This is a genomic window from Mycobacterium sp. 4858 (genome assembly GCF_900240975.1).
Lineage (GTDB): Bacteria > Actinomycetota > Actinomycetes > Mycobacteriales > Mycobacteriaceae > Mycobacterium.
In genome coordinates this window covers 2,156,125-2,181,268 of sequence record NZ_LT968776.1, presented here as the reverse complement: position 1 = coordinate 2,181,268, position 25,144 = coordinate 2,156,125, and the positions used below count along the sequence as shown (strand labels likewise).

Below are 25,144 nucleotides of genomic sequence, written 5' to 3'. Positions count from 1 at the left end.
GGGATGTGCCACCGGGGCGGCGAGCCGCCTGGGCGTCGGGGAGTCAGAAGAACGCCGACATCAGACAATACTCCTTTATTGTCTGATTCCCGGCACGAGGGCCCGCACCACGAACTGGTCCACGAACTCGCGTTTGTCCGCGGCCGTGCGGTATCGCCAGGACGGCGCCAGGAGGAACAACGTCGTCGCATGCAGCCACTGGACCACCGACCTCGGATCGAGGTCGGCGTGCAGACGGCCCGCCGACTTCCACCGCCCCAGCAGGGGCTGATAGTGCCGCAACAGCGTGTCGACAATGGGTTCCGAACCCTTTTCGAGGGCCGTCGCCACGGCGGTGCTCTCGGCGGCGAACAGCGCCTCGTTCAGCGGATCGCCGTTCACCGACTCGACGCGGGCCAGCACCATCTCGGGCACCGAGCGCACCGGATCGTCCGGGGCGGGCAGCGAGCGCACCAGCTCACCGAGCGCGCGGTCGACCCGCGCCAGGATCAGGCCCAGCAGCACGTCGTCGCGGCCCGGGAAGTAGCGGTACACCGTGGACCGCGACACCCCCGCCTCGTCGGCCACCTCGCCCATCCGGAACTGGGTGTTCCCGCGTTGCACGATGCAGCGGCCCGCGGCGTCCAGGATGCGCCGGCGCGCCTCCTCGTCGTCGAGGATCGCGCGGTCGTCACCCCACCGACGGCTCGGCTCCACGGCGCAGATGTTACGGGATCGATGGCGCGAAATGACGAAATCGGTTGCGAATCAAGCGGATCGCCGACGGGTGGCAGTCGCCGCCTACGACCGCTGCGTGAGGCCGGTCCACGTCATCGCGACGCGGGTTCCGCGCGGCGTGCGGTCGATCGCCACTTCGTCGGCGAGTGCCCGCATCAGCGGGATACCGCGCCCGCGGAGCTGCTGATGGCGCTGTGCGGGCACCTTCTGGCGCCAACGGCCGCGATCGTCGACCGTGACGGCCAGGGTGTCGGACTGGTGGTCGTAGGACGCGCTGACGTCCAGCGTCCCGCGCTGCGTGGCGTCGCAATAGGCGAATTCCGCGGCGTTGGCGATCGCTTCGTTCACGGCCAGCACGACGTCGCTGAACCGGTCGCCACCGAGGGCGAAATGTGTCTTCAGCCAGACCCCGAAGTCGGCTCGGACCCGGGCAGCGCCGCGCGCATCGGCGGCGACACGATGCCGCACGAAGCGGGACCGGTCATCGAGGTTCGACACGTTGTACGGCTGACGATCAGAGCGCCCCATCGTTTCCAGCTGTGCCCCCATCTGAAAGGTTCACCCAGCAGTAATGCCGCTCAGCGCGTCGTCGAGCGAGCTGTAGAGCGCGAGCACGCTGTCGATTCCCATCAGTTTGATCGGCCGGCTGGTGGCCGAGCCGTTGGCGACGACCGCGAACTGGGTCGGCGGCTCGGTCTCCGCCTGCGCCGTGACCAGGACGGTCATTCCGGCCGACGCCAGGAAGTCCACCTTCGACAGGTCGACGATCAGCGCGGCGGGCTTCGCCGCCAGCGCGGTCTGGATCGCTTCGGCCAGGTGGGGCGAGCTCAGCATGTCCACTTCGCCCGAGACGTTGAGCACGACCGCCTGATCGACCTGCTGCTTTCCTACTGAGAAAGCGGTCGGATCGATTGGATCGCCGGTTAATTCACCCATGGTCTATCACTCACATTCGGTCCCTTGGCGGGACACCCTTAGCTCTCAATCAGGCTGCCAAGCCCGGGGGCTGCTTGTTCAACCCCACGGAAGGCGCTTGCCGTCGGAGGAGGCACACTCCGTCGATCTGCGCAGTTAGCCACAGATGCAGCCGCAAGTTGTTTACCCGATGGTATGTCACTCGGCGGACCACTCTCAAAGCGAGTGAACGATTCGCCGCGCCGCACCGTCCTGTGAGTGTGTCCGACGGTCCCCGCAGAAGTTGCGCCTGGCGCCCGCCCATGCGTGAATTAGCTCGACTGAATATTTTTCCGGTTTGGGCCCCGTGGCCTGCGCAAACAGCCGAGGACGGTGGGCATGGAGCCCGGTGATCGCGGTGGCGAGCAGGACGACCCGACCGGCGACGCCAAGCCCTCCCGGTCCGTCAGCGACGCGCTGTCAAGGCGTGCCTTGCTGGGCATGGGGGCTGTGGCCGGCATCGCCGCGGTCGATGTCGGCGGGTTCGCCTATGCCGGCGGCTGGCTGCGGCCTGCGGCGCTGACCCCGTCCCGATTCGCCGATCGCTTCGAACACATCTACGGACGCCACGACGGCTTTCGCCGCAATCACGCCAAGGGCCTCAGCGCGGTGGGAACCTTCGCGAGCACGGGCGCGGGGGCGGCGATCTGCCGGGCCGCGGTCTTCCGGGAGGGCAGCGTGCCGGTCATCGGCCGGTTCTCCCTGTCGGGGACCCTGCCGGATCAGGCGGACGCGTCCACCACGGTCCGCGGGCTGGGCCTGCTCTTCCAGGGACCCGACGGCCAGCAATGGCGCACCGCGATGATCAACATCCCCGTCTTCCCGGACAGCACGCCGCAGGGCTTCTACGACCGGCTCCTGGCGTCCAAGCCGGTGCCCGAGACGGGCAAACCCGATCCGCAGAAGATGGCCGCCTTCCTCGACCGCCACCCCGAGACCGTCGCCGCGATGAAGATCATCAAGCAGGCCGCGCCCAGCGCGGGCTTCGCCGACAGCGCCTTCTACGGCCTCAACGCGTTCCGGTTCACCAACGGCGCCGGGGCGACCGTGCCGGTGCGCTGGGCGGTCGTTCCGCAGGGAGCCCCGACCCCACCGGCCCCACCGGCCGGCAAGGACTACCTGTTCGACGACCTCATCCGCACGCTGGCCCAGCGCCCGCTGAGCTGGCGGCTGGTGCTCACGGTCGGGGAACCCGGCGACCCGACCCACGACGCCACGAAACCCTGGCCGCGGTCGCGCCGCACCGTCGAGGCCGGCACCATCACCGTCACCGCCGTGCAGACCGAGGCGCCCGGCAACGCTCGCGACATCAACTTCGACCCGACGGTGCTGCCGGACGGGATCACCGTGTCCGACGACCCGTTGCTCGCCGCGAGATCGGCCGTCTACGCCCGATCGTTCACCCGCCGCGCGGAGGAACCCAAGACGCCCAGCGCCGTCGACGTCTCCCAGGTGCTCCGGTGACGCACGCCAACCCCGCGACGCGTTTCGCGCTCCCGTCCCGCCTGTTGCACTGGCTGATGGCGCCGATGGTCATCGCGCAACTGCTCATCGGCGTCACCATGGTCGCCTCCCTGACCTACTACCCGCTGCTGCTGGCCATCCATCGGCCGCTGGGTGTGCTGATCCTGATCTTCGCCGTGGTGCGGCTGGCGAATCGGCTCAGGCACCGGCCCCCACCGTTCCTGTCCACCATGAGCGGCGCGGAACGGCGGATCGCGACGTGGTCGGAGCGTTTGCTCTACGCCCTGCTGCTGGTGCAGCCCCTCACCGGATGGGCGATGCTGTCGGCGGCGCGGTTTCCCGTCACGCTGGTGGGTCCGCTGCGGCTGCCCGGCATCGCGCCGCACAGCATCGACGTGTTCGCGGTGCTGCGCGAGTGCCACGGCGCGTTCGCGTTCCTGCTGTTCGCCACGTTTACCGCCCACATGTGCGCGGTGCTGTTCCACACGCTCGTTCTGCGCGACCGGCTCCTGGATCGCATGGCGCTGTGGCGCGTCAGACCCGCCACCCCGCAGCCCGACCAAGCCGAGCGGTGACGGCCTGCCTTCTGGGGCTTTGATCGGCCGAATATGATCGGCACGATTATTTCAAGGGTGCGCGGCACCGCAGCGACGTGACCTTGACGCCGACCACGAAGGAGTGGAGAACTTCCATGCCGAACGAGAAGCAAGCGGAGCGGATGACGTCGGGCAAGGGATTCATCGCGGCGCTCGATCAGAGCGGCGGGTCCACTCCCAAGGCACTGCGCCTCTACGGCATCCAGGACGACGCGTACTCCTCCGAGGAGGAGATGTTCGACCTCATCCATCAGATGCGGTCGCGGATCATCACCTCCCCGGCCTTCACCGGTGATCGCGTGCTGGCCGCGATCCTGTTCGAGCAGACCATGGACCGCGAGATCGAGGGCCGGCCGTCGACGACCTACCTGTGGGAGACCAAGGGCGTGGTGCCGATCCTGAAGATCGACAAGGGCCTGGCCGAGGCGTCCGATGACGTGCAGCTGATGAAGCCGATCCCCGGACTGGACGAGCTGCTGGAGCGCGCCGTGAGCAAGGGCGTGTTCGGCACCAAGGAACGGTCGGTGATCGGCGGCGCCAACGCCAAGGGCATCGCCGCCGTGGTCGCCCAGCAGTTCGAGCTGGCCCATCAGGTGCTCTCGCACGGCCTGGTGCCGATCATCGAGCCCGAGGTCACCATCTCGATCTCGGACAAAGCCGAGGCCGAGTCGATCCTGCGCGACGAGATCACCAAGCAACTCGAGAACGTGCCCGACGGGCAGCGCGTGATGCTCAAGCTGAGCCTGCCCAGCGAGGTCAACTTCTACCGTCCCCTGATCGAACACCCGAAGGTGATGCGGGTGGTCGCCCTCTCCGGCGGCTACTCGCGCGAGGAGGCCAACGAGCTGCTGGCGAAGAACGCGGGGCTGATCGCCAGCTTCAGTCGCGCCCTGACCGAGGGGCTGACGGTCGACCAGTCCGACGAACAGTTCAACGCCACGCTGGACAAAGCGATCCAGTCGATCTACGACGCCTCGGTCGCCGGCTGATTCAATACCGGTGCTGGGCCATGTGCGGCGGCCCGTCGCCGTCGCGTTCGTCCGACACCACCGCGGGCACCATCTCGCTCGTCACCAGCCCATCGTCGCGCGTCAATTCGTCTATCACGTCGAAGGTTTCGGCGATGTTGGCGGGCGTGTCCACGACGATGGTCACCACCGGAACGTCGCGGCGCAACGAGAGAAATTTGTCCCCGTGCGGTCGGTGGTCCCCGTGGTATCCCCAAATGCCCCGCAGCACCGTCGCGCCGTCGGGCGCTTCGCGCTGACGCAGCCGCCGCACGATGGCGCGGTGGATGGGCACCCCGTCGTGCAGGGCCGACTCGGAGGTGTAGATCGTCAACTTCTGGAATAGCGGCAAACCGCGTTCGTCAACGCCCGGCAGGGCATGCGGCCGCTCCAAGAGTTCGCCGCCGCGTTTGCACAGGCGGACCCGCTCCAGCGTGAACATCGGGCCGCGGAGCAACCGTGCCAGCTCCGGCAGAACCCCCGCGATGCGCTCACCCGACCCGACGGCGAGGATCATCATCGGCACGTTGGCGTTCCGGCCGATGAAGCGCGCACGGTGCCGCCGCCCGTGGGTGACGCCGTCGACCCCGAGCAGCACCGACGCGCCGGCTATCCGGCGCCGATGCAGGAGGTCGCAGACGGCGACGTAGGCCGGGACCCCGTTGACGCGTTCCTTGCGCCCGACGTAGACGGTCAGCTTGACGGCTTCGCGCAATTCGTCCGGCAACCGCACCGGCCCGACATCCTCGCGCAGCAGCCGCGCCCGCTCCAACGTCACCAGGCCGCGCTGCTTCACGGCCAGCACCGGGTCGAGCAGGGCTTCGATCTTCGCCTTCGTGTCGACCGCGACGATGGCGACCGGCGGGTCCTCCGACAGCGTCAGCGACTCGTCGGTCCGCAGGTGGCGTCCGCTCCCGAAGCCGCCGATGCCGCGCAGGACCACGCCACAGGCGATGCGATGCCGCGCATAGAGGTCGAGCAGGACGTCGGAGACAAACCCTTCGCCGGTTCGCCGACGCTCGGCCAGATAGGTGGTGAGCTTCAGGCAGTCCTCGTCCATGGTGCTCCTAAAGCGTTGCCCTGCAGGAGTCTTCACGCGTCGCTGGCGACGTGGAACCCCTGCGCCGACGCCATCCTGTCACCCTGCGGTGATCTTACGCGGTGCTGCAGATACCGGGCTCTGAATACGTTGTGGCCCTGGTCGACATGCCACCTACCCCGCGCGTGCGGAGCCTTGACGCCCGTGAGGACACCGTGACGCCGAATGAGTCTTAGCGTGCGCGCTTTTGGCGTATGGGACCCTGCTTCGCGGGTCGGCTGACAGTCAGTTTGCAGGGTAGACGCAGGACATGCCCCTACCGCAGGTCGTTACGGCGGCGGTACGCTCCAGGCATGCCGTGTTCAAGCGGCGTACCCACTGCTGGACACTTCATCCAGCGACTGATGGGATCTGGCGGAATGAGCGAGGTTGCAACCTCGCCCAACCTTCCGGGTTGCCCTGCCGCGGAGCGCCCATGATATTGGCCACGGACCCTTTCGTCGACGTCCGCCGCCGACGATTCGTTTCAGTGGCGACTCGGGCGCTGTGGCATCCAAACACATTGCGCGTCGACGATTGAGGCGAGTTCAACGGATAGTCGGGCCTTTCGATCGGTTTCTTCGGCGGAGCCGCCGCGGCGAGCCGGCCGCGGGGCCGTTGCCCGACCGGAACGCCAACGCTCGCTGATCTCGCCGACGTGCCGGAGGGCTTGGTCAGACACCCACGCGCGCGGCGTAATTCACGATTCGGAGCCCGTCGAATGACGGCACTACCAGGAATGGAAACTCCTCATGTTCACCCGCATCACCGGCCGCGCCAGCGCTGTCGTCGCCGTCAGCGTGGTGCTAACCGGCGGCGCGACGCTGCGCGAGGGCGCAGCAGCGGCCGACCCCAACCAGGACGAAATTTTCAAGGCGCTTCTCAACCAGGAAGACATCCCCGCTGTCGAGGGCGTCCCAAGCCTGATCGACACCGCCCACAAGATTTGTCTTGTGCTCGATCGAGGCATTCCCGTGAACACCGTCGTGGGCGCGATGCTGAAAAATGCGTACTCCAAGGATCCGGCCGAGCGCCTCTACCCCCCGGCTCGCCTCGAATCCACCATGACCCGATTCATCACAGCGTCAGTAGAGGCCTACTGCCCGCACGATCAAAGCAAGATCGCTCCCATTTTGGTAACTCCCGCGCCGGCATCGAACGGGCCGACGCACCCTGCGGCGTATCTGCACGGCGCCGCAACCGATGCGGGTCAGCAGTTCACCGGCACTGCAGCCGCGGACCTGCCCACCACGGCGCTCGCCTCGGCAATCATGGCGCTTCCCTCCGGAGACATGGTCCCGCCCAGCCCACCGGAGATTCCGCCGCCGCCACCCCCAGCAGCCGCCGCCCCCGCCACGGCAGGTGCAGGCTCCCGCGGTTGGTCCACAGCAGGGAGCCGCCGGCGGCGGTGGCGGCGGAACCGGCGGGACAGGTGGCGGCATGGGCGGTGGCGGTCCGGTGCGGCCGTCCCCGGCGCCACCGCCCCCACAGAAGCAACCCGGCTTTGTCAGGCTCGCGCCGTGAGTCCGGACCTGCGATATTCGGCCCGCGCCTGCCCCGTCACCGCAGCGTCTCGGTGGGCACCGCGTAGCGGTCCTGGTAGGCGCGCACCCGCTCGCGCACCTCGCCTTCCCGTAGGCCGGTGTCCGACCAGGTGTACCGGCCGCGGCCGCCGTCGCCGGGATGGGTCGCCAGGAACTCGCGCATCCTCTGCTCGGCGTCGGGTCGCAGTTCACGATCCAGTCGCTGGTAGATGTCCTTGATCGTGGTCCACGGGTCGTTGACGAAGTCGCTGTATTGCACGTCGATCACGCGGTCCGCCGGCACCGCCCCGCTGTCGCGCAGGGCCATCTCTCGTTCCAGGCCGACGACGATCTCCTCGTAGGACTGGGCCGCGCACTCGGCGACGCTGGAATCGTCGCTGCACATCCGGCGCAGGTGGTGGGTCAGGGCGGCGATCGAGGAGATGACGTTGAGCGGGTCGCGGTGGGTCTGCACGATCAGCGCGTCGGGGTATTCGGCCAGCAGCGTGTCGAGCTGCCACAGGTGCGCCGGAGACTTCAGCAACCACTGACCGGGCACACCGGATTGCAAGTGCTGCAAAAAGATTCGGTGGTAGTGGTAAGCGCCGGCATGGTCGGCCTCATAAAGTAGCCAGCGGTAGTAACCGGGCAGCCGGTATTGGACCGAGAAGATCATGCTGACGAAGTCACCGGCGGTGATGCGCACGCACTCCTGCCCGACGAGGGCGCCCATCGGATGGAACGCGAGAAACCCCGGCATGATCTGCTCGGACATGTCGATGCTGGCCTGCGTCTGCGCGATGCGCGGATCGTCGTGGTAGGTCTCGGGCTGCGGAACCGGACACGGCTCGTCGACCTCCCACGTCAGCGGGGCCCGCAGCTCGGGATCCTGGGCGAGCAAGTCGTACAGGATGGTGGTCCCGGTGCGGGGCTGGCCGACGATGAATATCGGTGCTGTGATCGGGTTGGCGGCGATCTCGGGGTGCTGCTTACGCCAAGCGATCACGCCCAGGCGGTTCTTCAGCGCCCGCATGATGTCGAGGTGGGCGATCTCCACGCCGATGTCGGACAGCCGCGCGTCGTTGATCAACCCGTCGGTGAGGCGGTGCAGCCCGGGCCGCCAGCCCTCGGTGCCGAAGTCGTCGCTCCCCACCTCCTCGCAGGCCGCGGCTATCAGCCGCTCGGGGGCGAATCGGTCGTGCAGCGTCATATCTTCTCCTCACAGCGGCGCACCGACACCGTCACCTCGGGGGGTGCCGGATTGTCCAGCCAGCGCAGGACGACGAATCCGCGATGCCGGCCACCGGTGTCGAGCCAGTGGCCAACGCCGAAGTCCTTGGCGGAGATCGCGATCCGCACCCGTCCGTCGGCGTCGGCTGCCACGCCGCGATTCGTCACCGAGCTGTGCCGAGCGCGCGGCTCCAAACATTCGTGCCAGATGCTTTCCAGCGTGACGTTCCAGAACCGGGTGTCGGGGGGTGCGATGTCGAGCAGCAGGACCTCGCCGGGGTCCAGCCGGTACGTCCCGATCATGTACAGGTTGTCGGGGGTGGTGTCCGCGGCGCCCAGGTCGGCGGCCTGCGCGGTCAGCAACGTGTTGGGCATGCCGAGCAGTTCGGGCTTGATGGTGCGGTGCAGCGTCGCGAGCTTCATCAGGGACCACGCCATGGCGGTGAACTGATCGGCGAGCTCGGTGTCGGTCAGCGGCGTCAGCGGGGCGGGGGCCAACGCCTCGATCCGCAGCGTGGCGAGCTCTTCGCGGCCGCGATCACCGATGTACTCGCGAACCACCACCGACGAGGCGTCCTCGGGAATCTTCACCCACTGGGCGCCGGCCAGATCGGCAGGCTCGTCCGCGGACAGCACCAGCGTGAATTCGCCCGAGCGCAGCGCCAAGTCGCGGTCGCTGACGTACCCCGCCATGCGGCGCGGCGTGAGGCCGGTGCCGGCCAGGATCTGCAATCCGAGGTAGGCGCTGGTGCCCCGGGAACCGGTGATCCGGTAGCTCCGGTCCCCACGAATCATGGCCAGGTAGTAGTTCCCGTCGGGATTGGGGCCGCCGACCATCCGGTTCTCCGCGCACATATCGAAGAACGCGGGCCGCTCGGCGTCGGCCTCAACCGCCATCTGCGCGCACAGGGAGGAGATGCGGGCGATCAGCCGCAGCCCTTCGAGCAACTCCCGCTCGGATTCGGCGTCCTCGGTCACGATCTTCGTGACGTCGGCAACCATCTGCTGAAGGAACCCCCAGGCGGCACGCGCCCGGGCAGCGGGCGGATCCGGCGAATCGGCGTCTTGAGACATCGTCTCATGCTAAGACTATGTCTTACGTCTTAGGTGTCGATTCGCGGGAAAAGGTGGGGAATGGCTGCCACGACGTCGTTGGCCGAACGGAAGCGAACGGCGATGCGTCAGCGCATCGCCGCGGCCGCGGCTCAGCTGGTCGCCGACCGCGGACTGGCCGCGACGACGGTGGAGCGCATCGCCGACGAAGCCGACATCGGGCGGGCGACGTTCTTCCGGTACTTCAACTCCAAGGAAGACGCCGTCGCCGAGGGCATGACCGCCCATTGGCTGAACCGGATCACCACCGCCCTGGCGGCGCAGCCGGAGCGCCTCAGCGCCACCGACGCGGTCATCGGCGCCTTTGCCGAGCTCGCGGAAGGATCCGCCGACATTGAGCACCAGATCCGCGAATTGGCCATGCTCACAAGGTCGTCCGAGACGCTGGACGCATGGACGCTGCACATCTATGTGCGCTATGAGCGGGCGATCGGCGACCTCGTCGCGCCGCGCCTGCGGCGGTTGGTCCCGCAGGACCCCAGGCCGCGCCTGATCGGTGCGCTGGCGATGGCGACCGTCCGGATTGCCCTGGACGACTGGCTGAGCCACGGGGGATCCCTCCCCGAGCGGGTGGGGCGTGGCCTGGCCGCGATCTCGGTCGGATAGCCACGTGTCCTGAGCCCTGCGGTCTCGAGGCGGCCGCTGCCGTTTTGAAGGACCAATGCCCCTGTTGTGCCACCCGAGCCGCCGGTAATTTGACTGTGTACCTTGGAGATTCGCGTGATGAGCGTTACGCGGACGTTAACACTGTGTGGCCGCTAGCCACCGAAACTGGGAGTTGTCTTGTCAGGACAGCGCGACGTCAAGATGCGACTGGCCGGCTTGCTCGACCAGATCGACGACCTACTGACCAGCCTGCGCAACGCGGAGACCTCCTGGGCGCAGTGGCTGCCGGCGATCGCGCCGGAGCACCAGGCGAGTGCGCGAAACCTGCTGCACTACTGGGCGATTCGCCAATTCGATCTACGCGACCTGCAGGCGGGGCTCGCGGAGTTCGGCCTGTCGTCGTTGGGCCGCAGCGAAGCGCACGTGCAGGCGACGCTCGTCGCGGTCCGCGCGGCCATCGCCGCCTTGGCGGACGGGAATTGGCAGCCGCCGCCCCCGTCGGCGGTGCCGATCGAGCAGGGACCGAAGATCTTGCGCCAGCACACGGTAGAGCTGCTGGGGCCCCGCCCCCCGCATCGGATGACGCGCATCATGGTCACGCTGCCGTCGCAGGCCGCGACCGACCCGGCCCTGGTTCGCGAGCTGGTGCGGCGGGGCATGAACATCGCGCGGATCAACTGCGCCCACGACGACGTTCACGCATGGCGAGCCATGGCCCGCCACGTCCGCGAGGCGGCCGTGGACGCCGGCACACCATGCCTGGTCGCCATGGATCTGGCGGGCCCGAAGCTGCGGACCGGTCCGCTCGAGCCGGGCCCCCGCGTGGTGCGGCTGCGTCCGCAACGCGACCAGCTCGGCCGCGTCGTCGCACCGGCACGGGCGTGGATGACGTCGGGCGAAGAACCGTCGGGCCCGCCGCAACCGGACATGGCGGTGTTCACGGTGCCGGCGCAGTGGCTGGCCAACCGCGCGGCGGGCGATGCGCTGGCGCTACGGGATGTGCGCGGCGCCAAGCGGCAGATCGTTCTCCAGGACGCGGTCCCGGGAGGCTTCGTGGTCACCGCGCAGCAGACGACGTACCTGGTAACCGGGACCGCGCTGCACGCCGGGGACCGTGGCGAATCGGCCGCAGAATCAGCGCGAGTGGGTCCGGTGCCGGAGAAGGAGCAGAGCCTACTGGTGCGCGCGGGAAGCCTGCTGCAACTGACCCGTGACTGCTCACCGGCGCCCGTCGACAGCGGTCGAACCGTGCCGCGCATCGGTTGCACGCTGCCCGAGGCCTTCGATCATGCCCGGCCCGGCGACGCGGTCCACTTCGATGACGGCAAGATCGGCGGCCGGGTGATATCCGCCGGCCGTGACGTCCTCACCGTGCGCATCGACCGGCCGGAGCAGGGGGAGGCTCGGCTGAAGGCGGGCAAGGGCATCAACATGCCCGACACCGACTTGCCGATATCGGCGCTCACCGACCGCGATGTCGCTGATCTCGCCGCCGTGGTCGAACTGGCGGATCTCGTGGACATGTCGTTCGTTCGCACTCCGGCCGATGTCGAGCGGTTGCTGGATGAGCTCGACCGGCTCGGCGGCGCCGGGCTGGGCATCGTGCTCAAGATCGAGACCCGGCGCGCCTTCGAAAACCTGCCGCAGCTGCTGCTCACCGCCATGCGCCGGCCGCGCGTCGGGGTGATGATCGCGCGCGGCGACCTGGCGGTCGAGTGCGGCTATGAGCGGCTGGCCGAGTTGCAGGAGGAAATCCTGTGGCTGTGCGAGGCCGCGCACCTGCCGGTGATCTGGGCGACGCAGGTCCTTGAGCAACTCGCCAAGACCGGCCTGCCGTCACGCGCCGAGATCAGTGACGCGGCCATGAGCGAACGGGCCGAATGCGTGATGCTGAACAAAGGCCCCTTCCTCGACGACGCGGTCACCGTGCTCGACAACATCATGCGGCGAATGGCCGATCACTACTACAAGAAGAACGCGTTGTTGCGCCCGCTACGGTCGTGGTCCGCCTCGGCGGGTCAGGGCATCGACGATGATTCGGGTCGTGAGCTCGGCTCGGCGTCGTGAATACCGTTGTGGGTCAGACAGGATCGGATAGACGACGCCACCGACGATCGCATCCGCGGCCGACTCGGCGGTGCTGTCGTCGATCCCGTCGGCAACGATCCGCGCCCGGACGCTCTCGTGCAGAGGCGCACTGAATCCGGCGCGCAGTTTGACCGCGGTGTCCTCGTGTTCCATGCCCGCGGCGGTCAAGGTCCGCAGCATGGCCGAGCCGCGGGCCGTCGTCAGGGTCGTGGCGAGCTTGCGCACCCACACCACCAGGTCGTCCGCCAGATCTTCGGTGTGATTGACCGATGCGAGGAGCTGGTCGGCGTCCTCGAGCATCACGTCGGCGACCAGGGCCGGGCGACTGGGCCACCACCGATAGATGGTCTGCTTGCCCACCCCGGCCCGCGCGGCGACCGCCTCGATGGTCAGACCGTCGAAGCCGCGCTCGAGAAGTAGCTCGCGCGTGGCGGTGACGATCGCGGTGCGCGACTTCTCGCTGCGCCGCCGCGGCGGGGTCACCCGGGTGAGATCGCTTGCCATATGGTGATCCTCACTGCCGCGGTGGCCCGCTTTACATCGCTCGACTGCCCCCGGTAGTCTGCCACAAGACGAGACGGTCCGTCTTGTAAGTCGGAAGGGTAGCAGCTGTGCGGCCAACCGTAGTCACCTCGCGGCCGTCATCGTGACCCTCGGACTGAGCCCGGAGCAGCAGGAGCTCAGCGATGCCGTCGGCCGGTTCGCCGGCCGGCACGCGCCCATCGCCGAAACCCGCGAGGCGTTCGCCGACCTCGCCGCGGGCCGGCGGCCCGCGTGGTGGGACGCCCTGGTCGGTAACGGCTTTCACGCGGTGCATCTGCCCGAAAGCCTGGGCGGGCAGGGCGGCGGGCTGATGGACGCCGCGTGCGTTCTGGAGGCGGCGGGCAAGGCGCTGTTGCCGGGCCCGCTGCTGCCCACGGTCACCGCCGGAGCCGTCGCGCTGCTGGCCGACCCGACGGCGGCCGCCGAAGCCCTGGTGCGCGGTCTGGCCGCGGGTGCCACCGCGGCGGTCGTGCTTCCCGACGACGGCGACTTCAGCGCGCGTCCCGACGGCGAGGGCTGGCTGGTGACCGGCGCGTCGGAGGTAACAGCCGGCGTCTGCGCGGCGCGGACGGTCCTCCTCGGCGCCAGCGCGGACGGCGACGGTGTGGTCTGGGTGATTGTCGACACCGAAAACCCCACGGCGACAGCGGAGCCCGTCACCGGCACCGACCTGGTCGCCGACGCGGGCATCTTGCGACTCGACGACTATCGTGCGGCCGAGTCGCAGGTTCTCAGCGGCATCGACCCCGACCGCGCGCGGTGTGTCACCGTGAGCCTGGTGGCCAGCGTGATGGCCGGCATCGCGCAGTGGTGCGTCGAGGAGGTCACCGCGCACCTGCGCGTCCGCGAGCAGTTCGGCAAGGTGATCGGAACCTTCCAGGCGCTGCAGCACAGTGCGGCGATGCTGTTGGTCAGCAGCGAGTTGGCCACCGCGGCGGCCTGGGACGCGGTGCGTGCCGTCGATGAATCGCTCGACCAGCATCGAATGGCCTCCGGCGGTGCGGCGACGGTCGCGGTCTCACCGATCCCCGACCTGGTGCTCGACGCGCTGACGATGCTCGGCGCCATCGGTTTCACCTGGGAACACGACGTGCACCTGTACTGGCGACGGGCCATCAGCCTGGCGGGATCGATCGGTCCGGCGAATCGCTGGGCGCGGCAGCTGGGACAGCTCACGTGCACCCAGACGCGCGACATGTCGGTGAATCTCGGCGACGCGGAATCGGAGTTCCGGTCCTGGGTCGCCGAGACACTGGATGCGGCAATGCAGTTGCGCAACGACACACCGGCACCGCACGGCGACTACCCGGACCAGGCCTCCGGGCCCCAGCGCACGTTGCTGGCCGATGCCGGCCTGATGGCGCCGCACTGGCCGGCCCCGTGGGGCGTCGATGCGGGTCCCCTCAAACAGCTCATCATCGACGAAGAGTTCGCCAAGCGACCCGGGCTGGTCCGGCCGTCCCTCAACATCGCCGAGTGGATCCTGCCCTCGGTGCTGGCCGCCGCACCAAAAGACCTGCAAGAAAAGCTGATTCCGCCGACCCAACGCGGCGAGATTCACTGGTGCCAGCTGTTCAGCGAGCCGGGCGCCGGCTCCGACCTGGCGTCGCTGGCCACCCGGGCGACCAAGGTCGACGGCGGTTGGCGGGTCAACGGCCACAAGATCTGGACGTCGTTGGCGCAGTACGCCGACCTTGGCGCCCTGCTGGCGCGCACCGACCCCGAGGCCAGCAAGCACCGCGGCATCGGCTACTTCATCCTCGATATGCGGTCGCCCGGCATCGAAATCCAGCCGATCAAAACGGCCACCGGGCAGGCGCACTTCAACGAGGTGTTCCTCAACGACGTCTTCGTCCCCGACGAGATGTTGCTGGGCGCCCCCACCGACGGATGGAACCTCGCGATCGCCACCATGGCCGAAGAACGCTCCGCCATCAGCGGATACGTCAAGTTCGACCGGGCGGTGGCGCTGCGGCGGCTCGCGGCCGAACCGGGACCGGACCGCGACGACGCGCTGCGCGCGCTCGGCGAGCTCGACGCGTACACGCACGCCATCAAGGCGCTGGGCGTTCGGGAGACCATTCGGTTGCTCGACGGCCAGGCGTCGGGCCCGGCCTCCAGCATCGCCAAGGTGGCGATGAACGTCCTGTTGCGCAGGACGTTCGAGGCCACGCTGCGCCTGACCGGTCGCGCGGTGATGGCCGCCGATTCCGACCCCGATATCGTGGAGCGCTACCTGCACCTGCCCGCCGAGCTGCTCGGCGGCGGAACCCGCGAGATTCAGTTGAACATCATCGCGCAGATGATTCTCGGACTGCCCCGAAAGTAGGACCGCCCATGGGATTACGCGGAGAGGCCGCGATCGTCGGCTACGTCGAGCTGCCCCCCGAGCGGCTCAACAAGGCCTCGCTCGCGCCGTTCGCGATCGAGCAATGGGCGGAACTGTCCGCCGCCGCCCTCGAAGACGCCGGATTGCCCGGTGACGTCGTCAACGGGATCGTGGCCTCACATCTGGCCGAGTCGGAGATCTTCGTGCCGTCCACCATTGCCGAATACCTGGGCGTCGGCGCGCGATTCGCCGAGCACGTCGACCTGGGCGGTGCAAGCGCGGCGGCCATGGTCTGGCGGGCCGCCGCGGCGATCGAACTGGGCATCTGTGACGCGGTGCTGTGCGCGTTGCCGGCCCGCTACATCACGCCGACTTCGAAGAAGAAACCCAGGCCGATGGTGGACGCGATGTTCTTCGGGTCGTCGAGCAACCAATACGGCTCTCCCCAGGCCGAATTCGAGATCCCCTACGGCAATCTCGGGCAGAACGGGCCCTACGGGCAGGTGGCCCAGCGTTACGCGGCCGTCTACGGCTACGACGAGCGGGCGATGGCCAAGATCGTCGTCGACCAGCGGGTCAACGCCAACCACACCGAGGGCGCGATCTGGAAGGACAAGCCGCTGACGGTCGACGACGTCCTGGCCAGCCCCGTGATCGCCGACCCGTTGCACATGCTGGAGATTGTCATGCCCTGCGTCGGTGGTGCCGCGGTGGTGGTCGCCAACGCCGACCTCGCCGGGCGGGCGCGCCATCGGCCCGTGTGGGTCAAGGGATTCGGTGAACACGTGCCGTTCAAGACCCCGACCTACGCCAAGGACCTGCTGCACACTCCCATCGCGGAGGCAGCTGACACCGCGTTCGCCATGACCGAGCTGAGCCGCGAGCAGATGGACATGGTGTCGATCTACGACTGCTACACCATCACGGTGCTGCTGTCGCTGGAGGACGCGGGCTTCTGCGAGAAGGGCAAGGGCATGGAGTTCGTCGCCAACCATGACCTGACCTTCCGGGGCGACTTCCCGCTCAACACCGCGGGCGGACAACTGGGCTTCGGTCAGGCCGGGCTCGCCGGCGGCATGCACCATGTCTGCGATGCCACCCGGCAGATCATGGGCCGCGCGGGCGCGGCGCAGGTCGCCGACTGTCACCGCGCCTTCGTGTCCGGCAACGGGGGGATCCTGTCCGAGCAAACCACACTGATCCTCGAGGGGGATTGATCCCGACATGGCCACCTTCGAGCGCCCGATGCCCGTGAAAACCCCGACCAGCGCACCGTTTTGGGACGCACTGGCGCAGCACCGCATCGTCATCCAGTATTCGCCCTCGCTGGGCGGCTACGTGTTCTACCCACGGGTGCGCGCACCGCGCACGCTCGCCGACGATCTGGAATGGCGAGAGATCTCCGGGATGGGGACGTTGTATTCCTACACCGTGGCGCGCCGCCCGGTCAGCCCGCACTTCGCCGACGCCGTCCCGCAGCTGCTGGCCATCGTCGAATGGGACGAGGGGCCAAGGTTTTCCACCGAGATGGTCAACGTCGATCCCGCCGACCTGAGGGTGGGGATGCGAGTGAAGCCGGTGTTCTTCGACTACCCGGAGCACGACGTGACGATGTTGCGGTACGAGCCGGCCGACTGATCTCGCGGCAGCGACTATTAGTCCGCAGCCAGCGGCGGAGCTGCCGGCTCACTAAGGTGGGCCGTGCGCGTTGCGCAGCAATCGAACACGGAGATGCCGGCGCCGGGCGCACGGTTGACACTGTGATCGGCGCCATTATCTACTAGTCGCAGATCCCCCCGAGGAGCGCGGCATGAACAAGGACGACTTGATCCTGATCAGCGTGGACGACCACATCGCCGAGCCCGCCGACATGTTCGAGGCCCACGTCCCCGCGACGTACAAGGACCGCGCGCCCCGGGTGGTGACCGAACCCGACGGCGTCCAGCAGTGGTACTACGGCGAGGTTCGCGGCCGGAACATGGGATTGAACGCCGTGGCGGGAAAGCCCCGCGAGATGTACAACATCGACGCGTCCCGCTATGACGAGATGCGCCCCGGTTGCTTCAACGTCGACGAACGGGTCCGCGACATGAACGCCGGCGGTCAGCTGGCCGGCCTGAACTTTCCCAACTTCACCGGCTTCTCCGGCCAGGTCCTCAACCAGGGCCCCGACCGTGCGGTCAACCTGGTGATGATCAAGGCCTACAACGACTGGCATATCGACGAGTGGTGCGCGGCATACCCGGGCCGATTCATCCCCTGCGGCATCCTGCCGCTGTTCGACGTGGCCGAGGCGGCGAAGGAGGTCAAGCGCCTCGCCGGCAAGGGCTGCCACGCGGTGACGTTCTCGGAGAACCCAGAGGCGTTGCAAATGCCCAGCATTCACACCAAGTACTGGTACCCGCTGTTCGCGGCGGTCTGCGAGAACAACACGGTGCTGTGCACGCACGTCGGGTCCGCGTCACGGAGCCCGCAGGTGTCGACGGACGCCCCGCCCAGTGTGCAGATGACGGCGTCGTCGATGATGAGCATGTTCACCTTCACCGAGCTGATCTGGGCCGAGTTCTGGGCGGACTTCCCCCAGCTGAAGTTCTCGCTCACCGAGGGAGACGTCGGCTGGATACCGTACTTTTTGTGGCGCGCCGAACACGTCTACAACCGCCATTCGGGATGGACGCAGGCCAAGTTCCCGCCCGGTTACCGCGGGCCTACCGACGTGTTCAAGCGGCACTTCTACACGTGCTTCATCAGCGACAAGGTCGGTGTGCGCAACATGGAATGGTTCAACGAGGACATGCTGTGCTGGGAGTCCGACTTTCCCCACTCGGACAGCAACTGGCCGTTTGCGCCCGAGGACGTGATGGAGACCATGGGGCATCTCGATGACCGGGTCATCGACAAGATCACCCACCAAAACGCCATGGCCGCATACTCGTTCGACCCGTTCCAGCACATCCCCAAGGAGCACGCCCGCGCCGGTTACCTGCGCGCGCAAGCCGCCGACGTCGACGTGGTGACGCACGTCGGCCGCCGGGCGAGCCAGCGCGACCGGGACGCGTGGACCCGGATGACGCAATTCGCCCTGCAGTCGCAGGTGACGGCCGAAGCCGCCGGAATATCGGGGCGTACCACCACCCTGGGCAACTGAACGTGGCAGGACGGGCGCCGTTCGCCGACTGGCGTGTGCTGGAGCTCTCCAACGGGATCGCCGTGTCCTACTGCGGCAAGATGTTCGCCGACGCGGGCGCCGACGTTGTGAAGGTCGAATCGCCACAAGGTGATTCGATCCGTCGGCGATCTGCCGGCGGCCCAGCCGGGGCGTTGTTCGCCTACCTGGCCGCCGGCAAGAAATCGGTGCTCGACAACGGCGGGGCGGAGATCACCGCGCTGCTGGCCGGTGCCGACATCGTGCTCACCGACTTGACCGACGGTTGGACGCTCGACCGCATCACCGCCCACACCGCCGGTTCGACCGTGGTGGTGGCCGTGACACCGTTCGGCACGACGGGACCCTACGTCGACGACCGGGTGCTCGCCAACGAGTTCATCCTGCAGGCGTTGTGCGGCTCGACGGCCGGCCGGGGCTGGCCGGAGGACGAACCGGTGCAGGCAGGCGGTCAGCTCGGCGAGTGGTTGGCGGGCACCTTCGCGGCCGCGGTCGCCGCGGCGACCGCCCGGCACGCCGCCCGGGGCGGCCGGGGCGAGGTCATCGACGTCTCGACCTACGAGGCGATGGTGATTGCGATGGGCGGCCTGTCCGCCATGTCGGCCAGCGTTTTGGGCGCGGATTCCCTGTTGGGCCGGCGCAGCCTGGAGCTGCCCTCGATCGTCCCCACGGCCGACGGCATGGTCGGCTTCTGCACCATCACCGCGCAGCAGTTCCAGGACTTCCTGGTGCTCATCGACCGCCCCGATCTCCTTGACGACGTCGAGCTGGCCTCGTTCGACGGCCGCGTCGCCCGCCGCGACGAATTCCTCGGCATGGTCACGCAGTGGACCCAGTCGCGCACCACCCAGGAGATCGTCGACCTCGCGGTCGCCTTCCGCATCCCGGTGGCACCGATCGGGACACCCGAAATGCTCCCTCACATCGACCATTTCGTGGAGCGCGGGGTGTTCGTCGAATCCGCGGCCGGTGGGTTGCAGCCGAGGGTGCCCTATCGCAGCGACGCGATAACGACCAGGCCGCCGGGACCGGCGCCGCGGCTCGGCGCCGACAACGGCCGCGTCGAGTGGCCACCACGGCACATCCCCCGCCGCGGGGCGGACACGCTGCCGCTCGCGGACACGCGGATAACCGATTTCACCGCGTTCTGGGCGGGACCGGTCGCCACTCAGCTGCTGGGCGCCCTGGGCGCGGACGTGATCAAAGTCGAGGGGGTCCGGCGGCCCGACGGCATGCGGTTCTCCGCCGGCCGTCCACCCAGCTGGGACCAGTGGTGGGAGTGGGGCCCGGTCTTTCTGTGCAGCAACAACAACAAACGCGCCGTCAGCGTCGAGCTCAGCACCGAGGCGGGGCGGGCGATCGCGCTGGAGCTGGTGGCCGCAAGCGATCTGGTCGTCGAGAACTTCTCGCCGCGGGTGATGACGAACTTCGGCCTGGGCTGGGATGCCGTGCGCGCGGCCAACCCCCGCGCCATCATGGTGCGGATGCCCGCCTTCGGCCTCGACGGCCCCTGGCGTGACCGCGTGGGCTTCGCACAGACGATGGAACAGGCGACCGGCATGGCGTGGATGACCGGGCACGCCGACGGGCCCCCGGTGATTCCCCGCGGCGTGTGCGATCCGATCGCGGGTCTGCACGCGGCGTTCGCCGCGGTGGCCGCACTGGTGATCCGCGACCGCGACGGAAACGGGATGCATGTCGAGTCCACCATGGTCGAGGCGGCGTTGAACGTCGCCGCCGAGATGGTGCTGGAGTATTCGCGATTCGGAATCCGAATGCGGCGCAACGGGAATCGCGGCCCGGATGCCAGCCCCCAAGGGGTCTACCGCTGCCGGGGCAACGACGAGTGGGTCGCGCTGGCCGCGACGAACGAGGCCGCCCGCGCGGCCCTGGCGCGGCTGCTGGGCCGACCGGACCTGCGGCCCGCCGACTGGCGGGACCGGCCGGACGAAGTCGACAAGCTGATCTCCGACTGGACCGCAGGGCGGTCGGTGGGCGACGCGGTCGAAGCGCTGCGTGCCGCGGGGGCGGCCGCGGCGCCGGTCACGCCGGCCCCGGCCCTGCTGAGCGACCAGCACCTGCACGCGCGGGGCTTCTGGGAAACCGTCGACCATCCGGTCGCCGGCTCCTTCCTGTGCACCGCAATGCCGTTCGCCTTCCTGGGCCGACCGCGGCGGTGGATCCGCCGGATACCGCCGCTGTACGGCCAGCACACCGAGGAGGTCCTGACGGGCGTGCTGGGACGCAGCCAACAGGACCTGGCCGCGCTGCGGGAGTCCGGAACCATCAGCGCCCGGCCGGCGGGCCTGTGACATGGCGGTCACCCTGTGCGTCCCACCGCGCGCCGGCGAATTGTGCGCCCCGGTGCGCTTTTTGGTCCGCCAAGACTCCGTGGTGATCGAGTTGACCGCACGGCACCGCATCACCAGTGTCGAGTGGGACGAGCGGGAGCGTGCGGTCGCGATGGTCGTCGAGATCACCGACCCACAGACCGCGCGGCCCGTCGACGTGCGGATCGACATCGTGAAGAGGGGCACCGGCGGCCCGCCGACCGGCGCCCGCGCCACGACGATCGGGACGATCACCCGCGACGGGCGACAGTGCGACGTCGTCGGCACCTACCTGGGCGTCGTGGCGGACGAAAACTAGAGCGACGCAAAGGAACACGGAGTTGGCAGCGACGAAGCGGACCGCGGCGATCGTCGGGGTGCACAACACCCGGCAGGGCCGGCGCCTGGACGGCGAGACCTCGCGGACCCTGACCCTGAGCGCCATCCGCGGCGCGCTCGACGACGCCGGGCTGAGCCTGGACGACGTTGACGGGATCAGCGCGGGCCCGCTGTCCACCGCCCTCATCTACGACCTGCGCCTCGGCCCGGCGTGGCAGGGCCTTGCCTTCGGTGTCGGCATGATCACCGAGGCCGTCACCGCGATCGAGCACGGCATGGCCGACGTGGTGGTGCTCGTCGCCGCCCAGGCGGGCGAGTACCGCGACCACCAGGCGACGGCGCCCTGGACCCGGCCGGAAAACGAATTCGTCGCGCCCTGGGGCATGTTCACCACCGCCGAGTTCGCGCTCATCGCACGCCGCCACATGCACACCTACGGCACCACGCGCGAACAACTTTCGATCGTCGCCGCCACCATCCGCAACAACGGATCGCGCAACCCCGAAGCCGTCTACTACCAACGCGGACCCTTCACGCCGGACGACATCACCGCATCCCGGCCCATCGCGGACCCCTTCCACCTCCTGGACTGCGCCACCACCTCCGAAGGCGGGTGCGCCCTGGTCGTGGCTGACGTCGAAAAGGCCGGCGGCGCAAGCCAACCCGTCTATGTACTGGGCAGCGGCGCCGACTTCCACGGCCCGTCCTACCAGCACCCGCCGGCGTGGGACCTCGCCGGGCGGCGCGACGGACACGTGAACGGCGTGGTCGGCAGGCGCGCCGCCGAGCGGGCGTTCGGCCACGCCGGGCTGCGGCCCGACGACGTCGACGTGCTGGAGCTCTACGACCCGTTCTCCTTCGAGATCATCCGCCAGCTCGAGGCGTTCGGGTTCTGCGGCGAGGGCGAGGGCGGTCCGTTCGTCGCCGACGGCCACATCGCCATCGACGGCAGCCACCCCATCACCACCGACGGAGGGACCATGTCGTTCAGCCACGCGGGCTCCAATCCGCAGATGATGCAGCGGGCCGTCCGGGCCGTCCAGCAGCTGCGCGGGCAGGCGGGCGATCTCCAGGTTCCCGACGCGCACATCGCGTTGTGCAGCAACGGGGGAGCGGGCGCCTTGTTCACCACACTGCTGCTCCTGGGAGACGAACCGCTGTGACTTCCGATGCTTTGCACCCGCAGAGCGGCCCGGTGCCCCACGCGAGTAGCCACCTCAGCGTTCCCTTCTGGGAGGGCTGCCGGTCCGGTGAATTGCGGTATCAACGCTGCGCAGCCTGCGGCCTGGCGAACTTCCCGCCGACCGAGCACTGCCGCCAATGCCTTTCGGCGCAAGTGCATTGGGAGCTCAGCGCGGGGCTGGGCGAGATCTACAGCTGGACGGTGGTTCACCGGCCGGTGACGGCGGAATTCTCCCCGCCCTACGCGCCCGCCATCGTCACGCTGGACGAGGGATATCAGATGCTGACCAACGTCATCGGTGTCGCGCCGGGGGAGTTGCGGATAGGCATGCGAGTGCGGGTGGCGTTTCATGCCGTCGGACCCGACGTCACCCTGCCCTACTTCACCGGGCAGATCCAGCGGCCGTGAGCCCCCGGCGCACCAGCAACGGCCTGCCGGTAACGGCCTACCTGGTGCTGGGCGTGCTCGCCGCCAACGACGAGCAGCTCACCGCGGGCGAGATCAAGATGCGCGCCGAGCTGTCCGTCGGCCATTTCTATTGGTCGCCGTCCGTCAGTCATGTGCGGCGCGAACTCAACCGGCTGCTGGCGCGCGGCATGGTCGGCGAGATCGGCGCCAAATCGGGCAAGCGGTCGATCACCCTCTACGAGACCACCGATGCCGGGCTCGACGCACTGCGGCGGTGGGTGCAGCACTTCCCGGGTGACGACCAGGTCGTCATCAAGCATCCCGTGATCCTGCGAACCTGGCTCGCCCGGGGCGGGGACCCGGAACTCATCGTCGACACGTTGGACCGCCATCTCGAGGCGACCCGGGCGCGGCTGGACGAAGCGTTGTGGTCGCGGCAGCGCTCGCGGGACCTGGGCATCAGCGCCGACCCGGACCAGCGCTTCTCAGTCGCCGTCCTGGACTACGCGATCCGCGGGCTGTACGCGGAGCTGTCCAACATCGCGCAGTTGCGCGACGAGATCGCCTGCGGCACACCGCGCGACCCGGTCAAGCGGGTGCGACGGCCGAAGGGCCAGATCCGCCGTCGAGTGCCTCCGAGCCCCGGCTAGGCGTCGCGACCGCGTAGGCGGTCCCGCGCGGCTCGCGCTCCCACAGCACCTCCCCATCGCCGACGCCCGTCCCTTCGGCGATCAGCTGGCGTTTGAGCACCTTGTGCGTGGCGGTGCTGGGCAGGTCGGTGGCGATGCGGACGTACCGCGGGCGCGCCTTCGGGGACAGGTCGGGCTGAGCGTCGAGGAATGCCTCGAACGCGTCGGGGTCCAGGGTGTGCCCCTCGTTGAGCACGATCGCCGCCATCACCTGGTCACCGACGCGCCCGTCCGGGACGGCGTATACCGCTACCCGGTTGATCGCGCTGTGCCGCAACAGGATCCGCTCGATCGGCGCGGCGGCCAGATTCTCCCCGTCGACCCTCATCCAGTCGGCGGTGCGGCCGGCCAGGTATATCCACCCTTCGGAGTCGCGGTAGGCCAGGTCGCCCGACCAGTACATGCCGTGCCGCATCCGCTCGGCGTTGGCCTCCGGGTCGTTGTAGTACCCGGTGAAAAACCCCGAGCCCGCCGTGTTGACCAACTCGCCGACCGCTTCGTCGGCATTGACCAGGGCGCCGTCGGCGTCGAAGCGCGCGACCGCGCACTCGGTCACGGTCTCGCTGTTGTAGATCGCCACCCCGTCGACCCCTTTGCCGATCGACCCTTTCGGCGTGCCGGGTTCGCGGATCACGATGACCGCGTTCTCCGTCGAGCCGAAGCCGTCCTCGACCTGCACAGCGAAGCGGCGCCCGAACTCCTCGATGTCCTTGTCGTTGGCCTCGTTGCCGAACGCCACCCGCAGCGGGTTGTCGGCATCGTCGTCGCGCTCGGGCGTGGCCAGGATGTAGGCCAGCGGCTTGCCCACGTAGTTCATGTACGTCGCACCGTAGTGGCGGATGTCGTCGAGGAAGCTGCTCGCCGAGAACTTCGCCGGCACGATCGCGGCGCCGGAGACCACCGCGGGCGCCCAACCGGCGACGACCGCGTTGGAGTGGAACAGCGGCATCGACACGTAGCAGGTGTCCCGCTGGGACAGCTCGAAGCGTTGAACCAGGTTGATGCCGGCGAACGTCGCCATCAGGTGCGACACCTGCACCGCCTTGGGGTTCCCGCTGGTGCCCGACGTGAAGATCATCATGAACGGGTCGGTCGCGGTCACCTGCCGGTGCGGCACCAGCTCGCCCGCACCTTCGACGAACTCGGCCCACTGCGGGCTCGAGGTGTCGAGGATCTGGGTGCCCTCCAGGTCCAGGCCGTCCAGCAGCGGCCGGTGTTGGTCATCGGTCACCAGGAACTGGCAATGTGCGCGCCGGACGTCGGCCGCGAGCGCCTCGCCTCGCCGAGTGTTGTTCAGGCCGCACAGGACGTAGCCGCCCAGGCCGGCGGCCGCCATCTGGGCCAGCATTTCGGGGTTGTTTCCCAACAGGACGCCCACGTGCATCGGCCGGTTCGGATCGGCGGCGGAGATCAGGGCCGCGGCCCGCTGCGCCGATCCGGCCAGGTACTGACTCCAACTCCACTGCAGGGCGCGATGTTTGACCGCGACGCCCGGGTCGGACAAGCGCTTGCGCAGCAGCGCTTGAATGGTGTCGTCGGTCATCGGTCTCAAATCACCTTCACTATGCCCGGGCCCACTGCGAGACGAGACGGTCCGTCTTATGGTAGCGGGCCCCGCGCCGCCGTTCGCAGTCCGGACCGATGGGCCGCCCACCACCTCGTGTTGTGGAACTCTTCACGCCGGATTCTCCCAGGCTTCCCTCTCGAACACTGCGTGTACAGCTGCCCCGGCCGCATAGAACGGCGACCATAGCCTCATGCTGTTTGAGTTGCACCGCTCG

22 protein-coding genes and 1 pseudogene are annotated in these 25,144 nt (G+C 68.6%); 15 read left to right on the top strand and 8 right to left on the bottom strand.

Annotated elements, in window-relative coordinates:
• Positions 1–75: 75 nt before the first annotated feature.
• The 3 genes from C1737_RS18760 to C1737_RS18750 form a co-directional block, all read right to left on the bottom strand.
• Complete coding sequence (locus tag C1737_RS18760; RefSeq protein ID WP_102419176.1) at positions 76–696, bottom strand: TetR/AcrR family transcriptional regulator; 621 nt, start codon at positions 694–696, stop codon at positions 76–78.
• Positions 697–780: 84 nt separating this feature from the next.
• Positions 781–1,215: an ATP-binding protein gene (locus C1737_RS18755; RefSeq protein WP_102419175.1), complete on the bottom strand. Its 435-nt coding sequence runs from the start codon at positions 1,213–1,215 to the stop codon at positions 781–783.
• A 60-nt stretch (positions 1,216–1,275) separates the two neighbouring features.
• Complete coding sequence (locus C1737_RS18750) at positions 1,276–1,653, bottom strand: STAS domain-containing protein (protein ID WP_067920553.1); 378 nt, start codon at positions 1,651–1,653, stop codon at positions 1,276–1,278.
• A 357-nt stretch (positions 1,654–2,010) separates the two neighbouring features.
• Between C1737_RS18750 and C1737_RS18745 the strand changes: the two genes are divergently transcribed.
• The 3 genes from C1737_RS18745 to C1737_RS18735 all read left to right on the top strand — a co-directional run bounded on the left by C1737_RS18745 (position 2,011) and on the right by C1737_RS18735 (position 4,720).
• Positions 2,011–3,135, top strand: a complete 1,125-nt coding sequence (locus C1737_RS18745; RefSeq protein WP_304442226.1) for a catalase family peroxidase — start codon at positions 2,011–2,013, stop codon at positions 3,133–3,135.
• Entirely contained in the window at positions 3,132–3,710 is a 579-nt protein-coding gene (locus C1737_RS18740; protein ID WP_082972900.1) for a cytochrome b, read from the top strand. The genes C1737_RS18745 and C1737_RS18740 overlap by 4 nt, the downstream gene beginning before the upstream one ends.
• Positions 3,711–3,826: 116 nt before the next feature.
• Positions 3,827–4,720, top strand: a complete 894-nt coding sequence (locus C1737_RS18735; protein ID WP_102419174.1) for a fructose bisphosphate aldolase — start codon at positions 3,827–3,829, stop codon at positions 4,718–4,720.
• Between the two features lies 1 nt (position 4,721).
• On the opposite strand, the gene C1737_RS18730 is transcribed toward C1737_RS18735, so the two are convergent.
• Positions 4,722–5,798, bottom strand: coding sequence for a DUF190 domain-containing protein (locus tag C1737_RS18730; RefSeq protein ID WP_102419173.1), 1,077 nt, complete (start codon positions 5,796–5,798; stop codon positions 4,722–4,724).
• 770 nt (positions 5,799–6,568) lie between these two features.
• Between C1737_RS18730 and C1737_RS18725 the strand changes: the two are divergent.
• Positions 6,569–7,340: pseudogene (locus C1737_RS18725) on the top strand (DUF732 domain-containing protein).
• Positions 7,341–7,376: 36 nt separating this feature from the next.
• Here C1737_RS18725 and C1737_RS18720 read toward each other — a convergent pair.
• Together C1737_RS18720 and C1737_RS18715 are read right to left on the bottom strand one after the other, a co-directional pair.
• Positions 7,377–8,549, bottom strand: coding sequence for a sulfotransferase (locus tag C1737_RS18720; protein WP_102419172.1), 1,173 nt, complete (start codon positions 8,547–8,549; stop codon positions 7,377–7,379).
• The gene (locus C1737_RS18715) at positions 8,546–9,643 is read right to left on the bottom strand and encodes a DUF1214 domain-containing protein (RefSeq protein WP_199182876.1); all 1,098 of its coding nucleotides are present in this window, start codon (positions 9,641–9,643) and stop codon (positions 8,546–8,548) included. Before C1737_RS18715 ends, C1737_RS18720 begins: the two co-directional genes overlap by 4 nt.
• A 60-nt stretch (positions 9,644–9,703) precedes the next feature.
• Between C1737_RS18715 and C1737_RS18710 the strand changes: the two genes are divergently transcribed.
• Both C1737_RS18710 and C1737_RS18705 read left to right on the top strand, forming a co-directional pair.
• Complete coding sequence (locus tag C1737_RS18710; protein WP_102419170.1) at positions 9,704–10,288, top strand: TetR family transcriptional regulator; 585 nt, start codon at positions 9,704–9,706, stop codon at positions 10,286–10,288.
• A gap of 201 nt (positions 10,289–10,489) precedes the next feature.
• Positions 10,490–12,355, top strand: coding sequence for a pyruvate kinase (locus tag C1737_RS18705; protein ID WP_102419169.1), 1,866 nt, complete (start codon positions 10,490–10,492; stop codon positions 12,353–12,355).
• On the opposite strand, the gene C1737_RS18700 is transcribed toward C1737_RS18705, so the two are convergent.
• Positions 12,281–12,880: a TetR/AcrR family transcriptional regulator gene (locus C1737_RS18700; RefSeq protein WP_068099223.1), complete on the bottom strand. Its 600-nt coding sequence runs from the start codon at positions 12,878–12,880 to the stop codon at positions 12,281–12,283. The genes C1737_RS18705 and C1737_RS18700 overlap by 75 nt on opposite strands.
• A 142-nt stretch (positions 12,881–13,022) precedes the next feature.
• Between C1737_RS18700 and C1737_RS18695 the strand changes: the two genes are divergently transcribed.
• From C1737_RS18695 to C1737_RS18655, 9 genes are all read left to right on the top strand, one after another.
• The gene (locus C1737_RS18695; RefSeq protein WP_102419168.1) at positions 13,023–15,248 is read left to right on the top strand and encodes an acyl-CoA dehydrogenase; all 2,226 of its coding nucleotides are present in this window, start codon (positions 13,023–13,025) and stop codon (positions 15,246–15,248) included.
• An 8-nt stretch (positions 15,249–15,256) separates the two neighbouring features.
• A complete protein-coding gene (locus C1737_RS18690) occupies positions 15,257–16,465 on the top strand; it encodes a thiolase family protein (protein ID WP_102419167.1) in 1,209 nt (402 codons plus the stop codon).
• A 7-nt stretch (positions 16,466–16,472) separates the two neighbouring features.
• Positions 16,473–16,886 (top strand): Zn-ribbon domain-containing OB-fold protein, encoded by a 414-nt coding sequence (locus tag C1737_RS18685; RefSeq protein ID WP_067918475.1) that lies wholly within the window; start codon positions 16,473–16,475, stop codon positions 16,884–16,886.
• A gap of 172 nt (positions 16,887–17,058) precedes the next feature.
• Complete coding sequence (locus tag C1737_RS18680) at positions 17,059–18,396, top strand: amidohydrolase family protein (RefSeq protein WP_102419166.1); 1,338 nt, start codon at positions 17,059–17,061, stop codon at positions 18,394–18,396.
• A gap of 2 nt (positions 18,397–18,398) precedes the next feature.
• Positions 18,399–20,726 (top strand): CoA transferase, encoded by a 2,328-nt coding sequence (locus C1737_RS18675; protein WP_102419165.1) that lies wholly within the window; start codon positions 18,399–18,401, stop codon positions 20,724–20,726.
• Between the two features lies 1 nt (position 20,727).
• A complete protein-coding gene (locus C1737_RS18670) occupies positions 20,728–21,063 on the top strand; it encodes a hypothetical protein (protein ID WP_102419164.1) in 336 nt (111 codons plus the stop codon).
• Positions 21,064–21,085: 22 nt separating this feature from the next.
• Positions 21,086–22,246 (top strand): thiolase family protein, encoded by a 1,161-nt coding sequence (locus C1737_RS18665; RefSeq protein WP_102419163.1) that lies wholly within the window; start codon positions 21,086–21,088, stop codon positions 22,244–22,246.
• Positions 22,243–22,674, top strand: a complete 432-nt coding sequence (locus tag C1737_RS18660) for a Zn-ribbon domain-containing OB-fold protein (RefSeq protein ID WP_102419162.1) — start codon at positions 22,243–22,245, stop codon at positions 22,672–22,674. Before C1737_RS18665 ends, C1737_RS18660 begins: the two co-directional genes overlap by 4 nt.
• Positions 22,671–23,324 (top strand): PadR family transcriptional regulator, encoded by a 654-nt coding sequence (locus C1737_RS18655; RefSeq protein WP_102419161.1) that lies wholly within the window; start codon positions 22,671–22,673, stop codon positions 23,322–23,324. The genes C1737_RS18660 and C1737_RS18655 overlap by 4 nt, the downstream gene beginning before the upstream one ends.
• Here the strand turns inward: C1737_RS18655 and fadD1 are convergent.
• Positions 23,263–24,906 (bottom strand): fatty-acid--CoA ligase FadD1, encoded by a 1,644-nt coding sequence (fadD1, locus tag C1737_RS18650; protein WP_102419160.1) that lies wholly within the window; start codon positions 24,904–24,906, stop codon positions 23,263–23,265. The two genes, C1737_RS18655 and fadD1, sit on opposite strands and share 62 nt — an antisense overlap.
• Between the last annotated feature and the right edge of the window lie 238 nt (positions 24,907–25,144).

What these genes read in the sequence shown, in the direction of transcription:
- C1737_RS18750 (WP_067920553.1), bottom strand. Translation starts at nt 1,653, where the DNA reads ATGGGTGAATTAACCGGCGATCCAATCGATCCGACCGCTTTCTCAGTA.
- C1737_RS18745 (WP_304442226.1), top strand. Translation starts at nt 2,011, where the DNA reads ATGGAGCCCGGTGATCGCGGTGGCGAGCAGGACGACCCGACCGGCGAC.
- C1737_RS18735 (WP_102419174.1), top strand. Translation starts at nt 3,827, where the DNA reads ATGCCGAACGAGAAGCAAGCGGAGCGGATGACGTCGGGCAAGGGATTC.
- C1737_RS18730 (WP_102419173.1), bottom strand. Translation starts at nt 5,798, where the DNA reads ATGGACGAGGACTGCCTGAAGCTCACCACCTATCTGGCCGAGCGTCGG.
- C1737_RS18720 (WP_102419172.1), bottom strand. Translation starts at nt 8,549, where the DNA reads ATGACGCTGCACGACCGATTCGCCCCCGAGCGGCTGATAGCCGCGGCC.
- C1737_RS18715 (WP_199182876.1), bottom strand. Translation starts at nt 9,643, where the DNA reads ATGTCTCAAGACGCCGATTCGCCGGATCCGCCCGCTGCCCGGGCGCGT.
- C1737_RS18710 (WP_102419170.1), top strand. Translation starts at nt 9,704, where the DNA reads ATGGCTGCCACGACGTCGTTGGCCGAACGGAAGCGAACGGCGATGCGT.
- C1737_RS18705 (WP_102419169.1), top strand. Translation starts at nt 10,490, where the DNA reads ATGCGACTGGCCGGCTTGCTCGACCAGATCGACGACCTACTGACCAGC.
- C1737_RS18700 (WP_068099223.1), bottom strand. Translation starts at nt 12,880, where the DNA reads ATGGCAAGCGATCTCACCCGGGTGACCCCGCCGCGGCGGCGCAGCGAG.
- C1737_RS18690 (WP_102419167.1), top strand. Translation starts at nt 15,257, where the DNA reads ATGGGATTACGCGGAGAGGCCGCGATCGTCGGCTACGTCGAGCTGCCC.
- C1737_RS18685 (WP_067918475.1), top strand. Translation starts at nt 16,473, where the DNA reads ATGGCCACCTTCGAGCGCCCGATGCCCGTGAAAACCCCGACCAGCGCA.
- C1737_RS18680 (WP_102419166.1), top strand. Translation starts at nt 17,059, where the DNA reads ATGAACAAGGACGACTTGATCCTGATCAGCGTGGACGACCACATCGCC.
- C1737_RS18670 (WP_102419164.1), top strand. Translation starts at nt 20,728, where the DNA reads ATGGCGGTCACCCTGTGCGTCCCACCGCGCGCCGGCGAATTGTGCGCC.
- fadD1 (WP_102419160.1), bottom strand. Translation starts at nt 24,906, where the DNA reads ATGACCGACGACACCATTCAAGCGCTGCTGCGCAAGCGCTTGTCCGAC.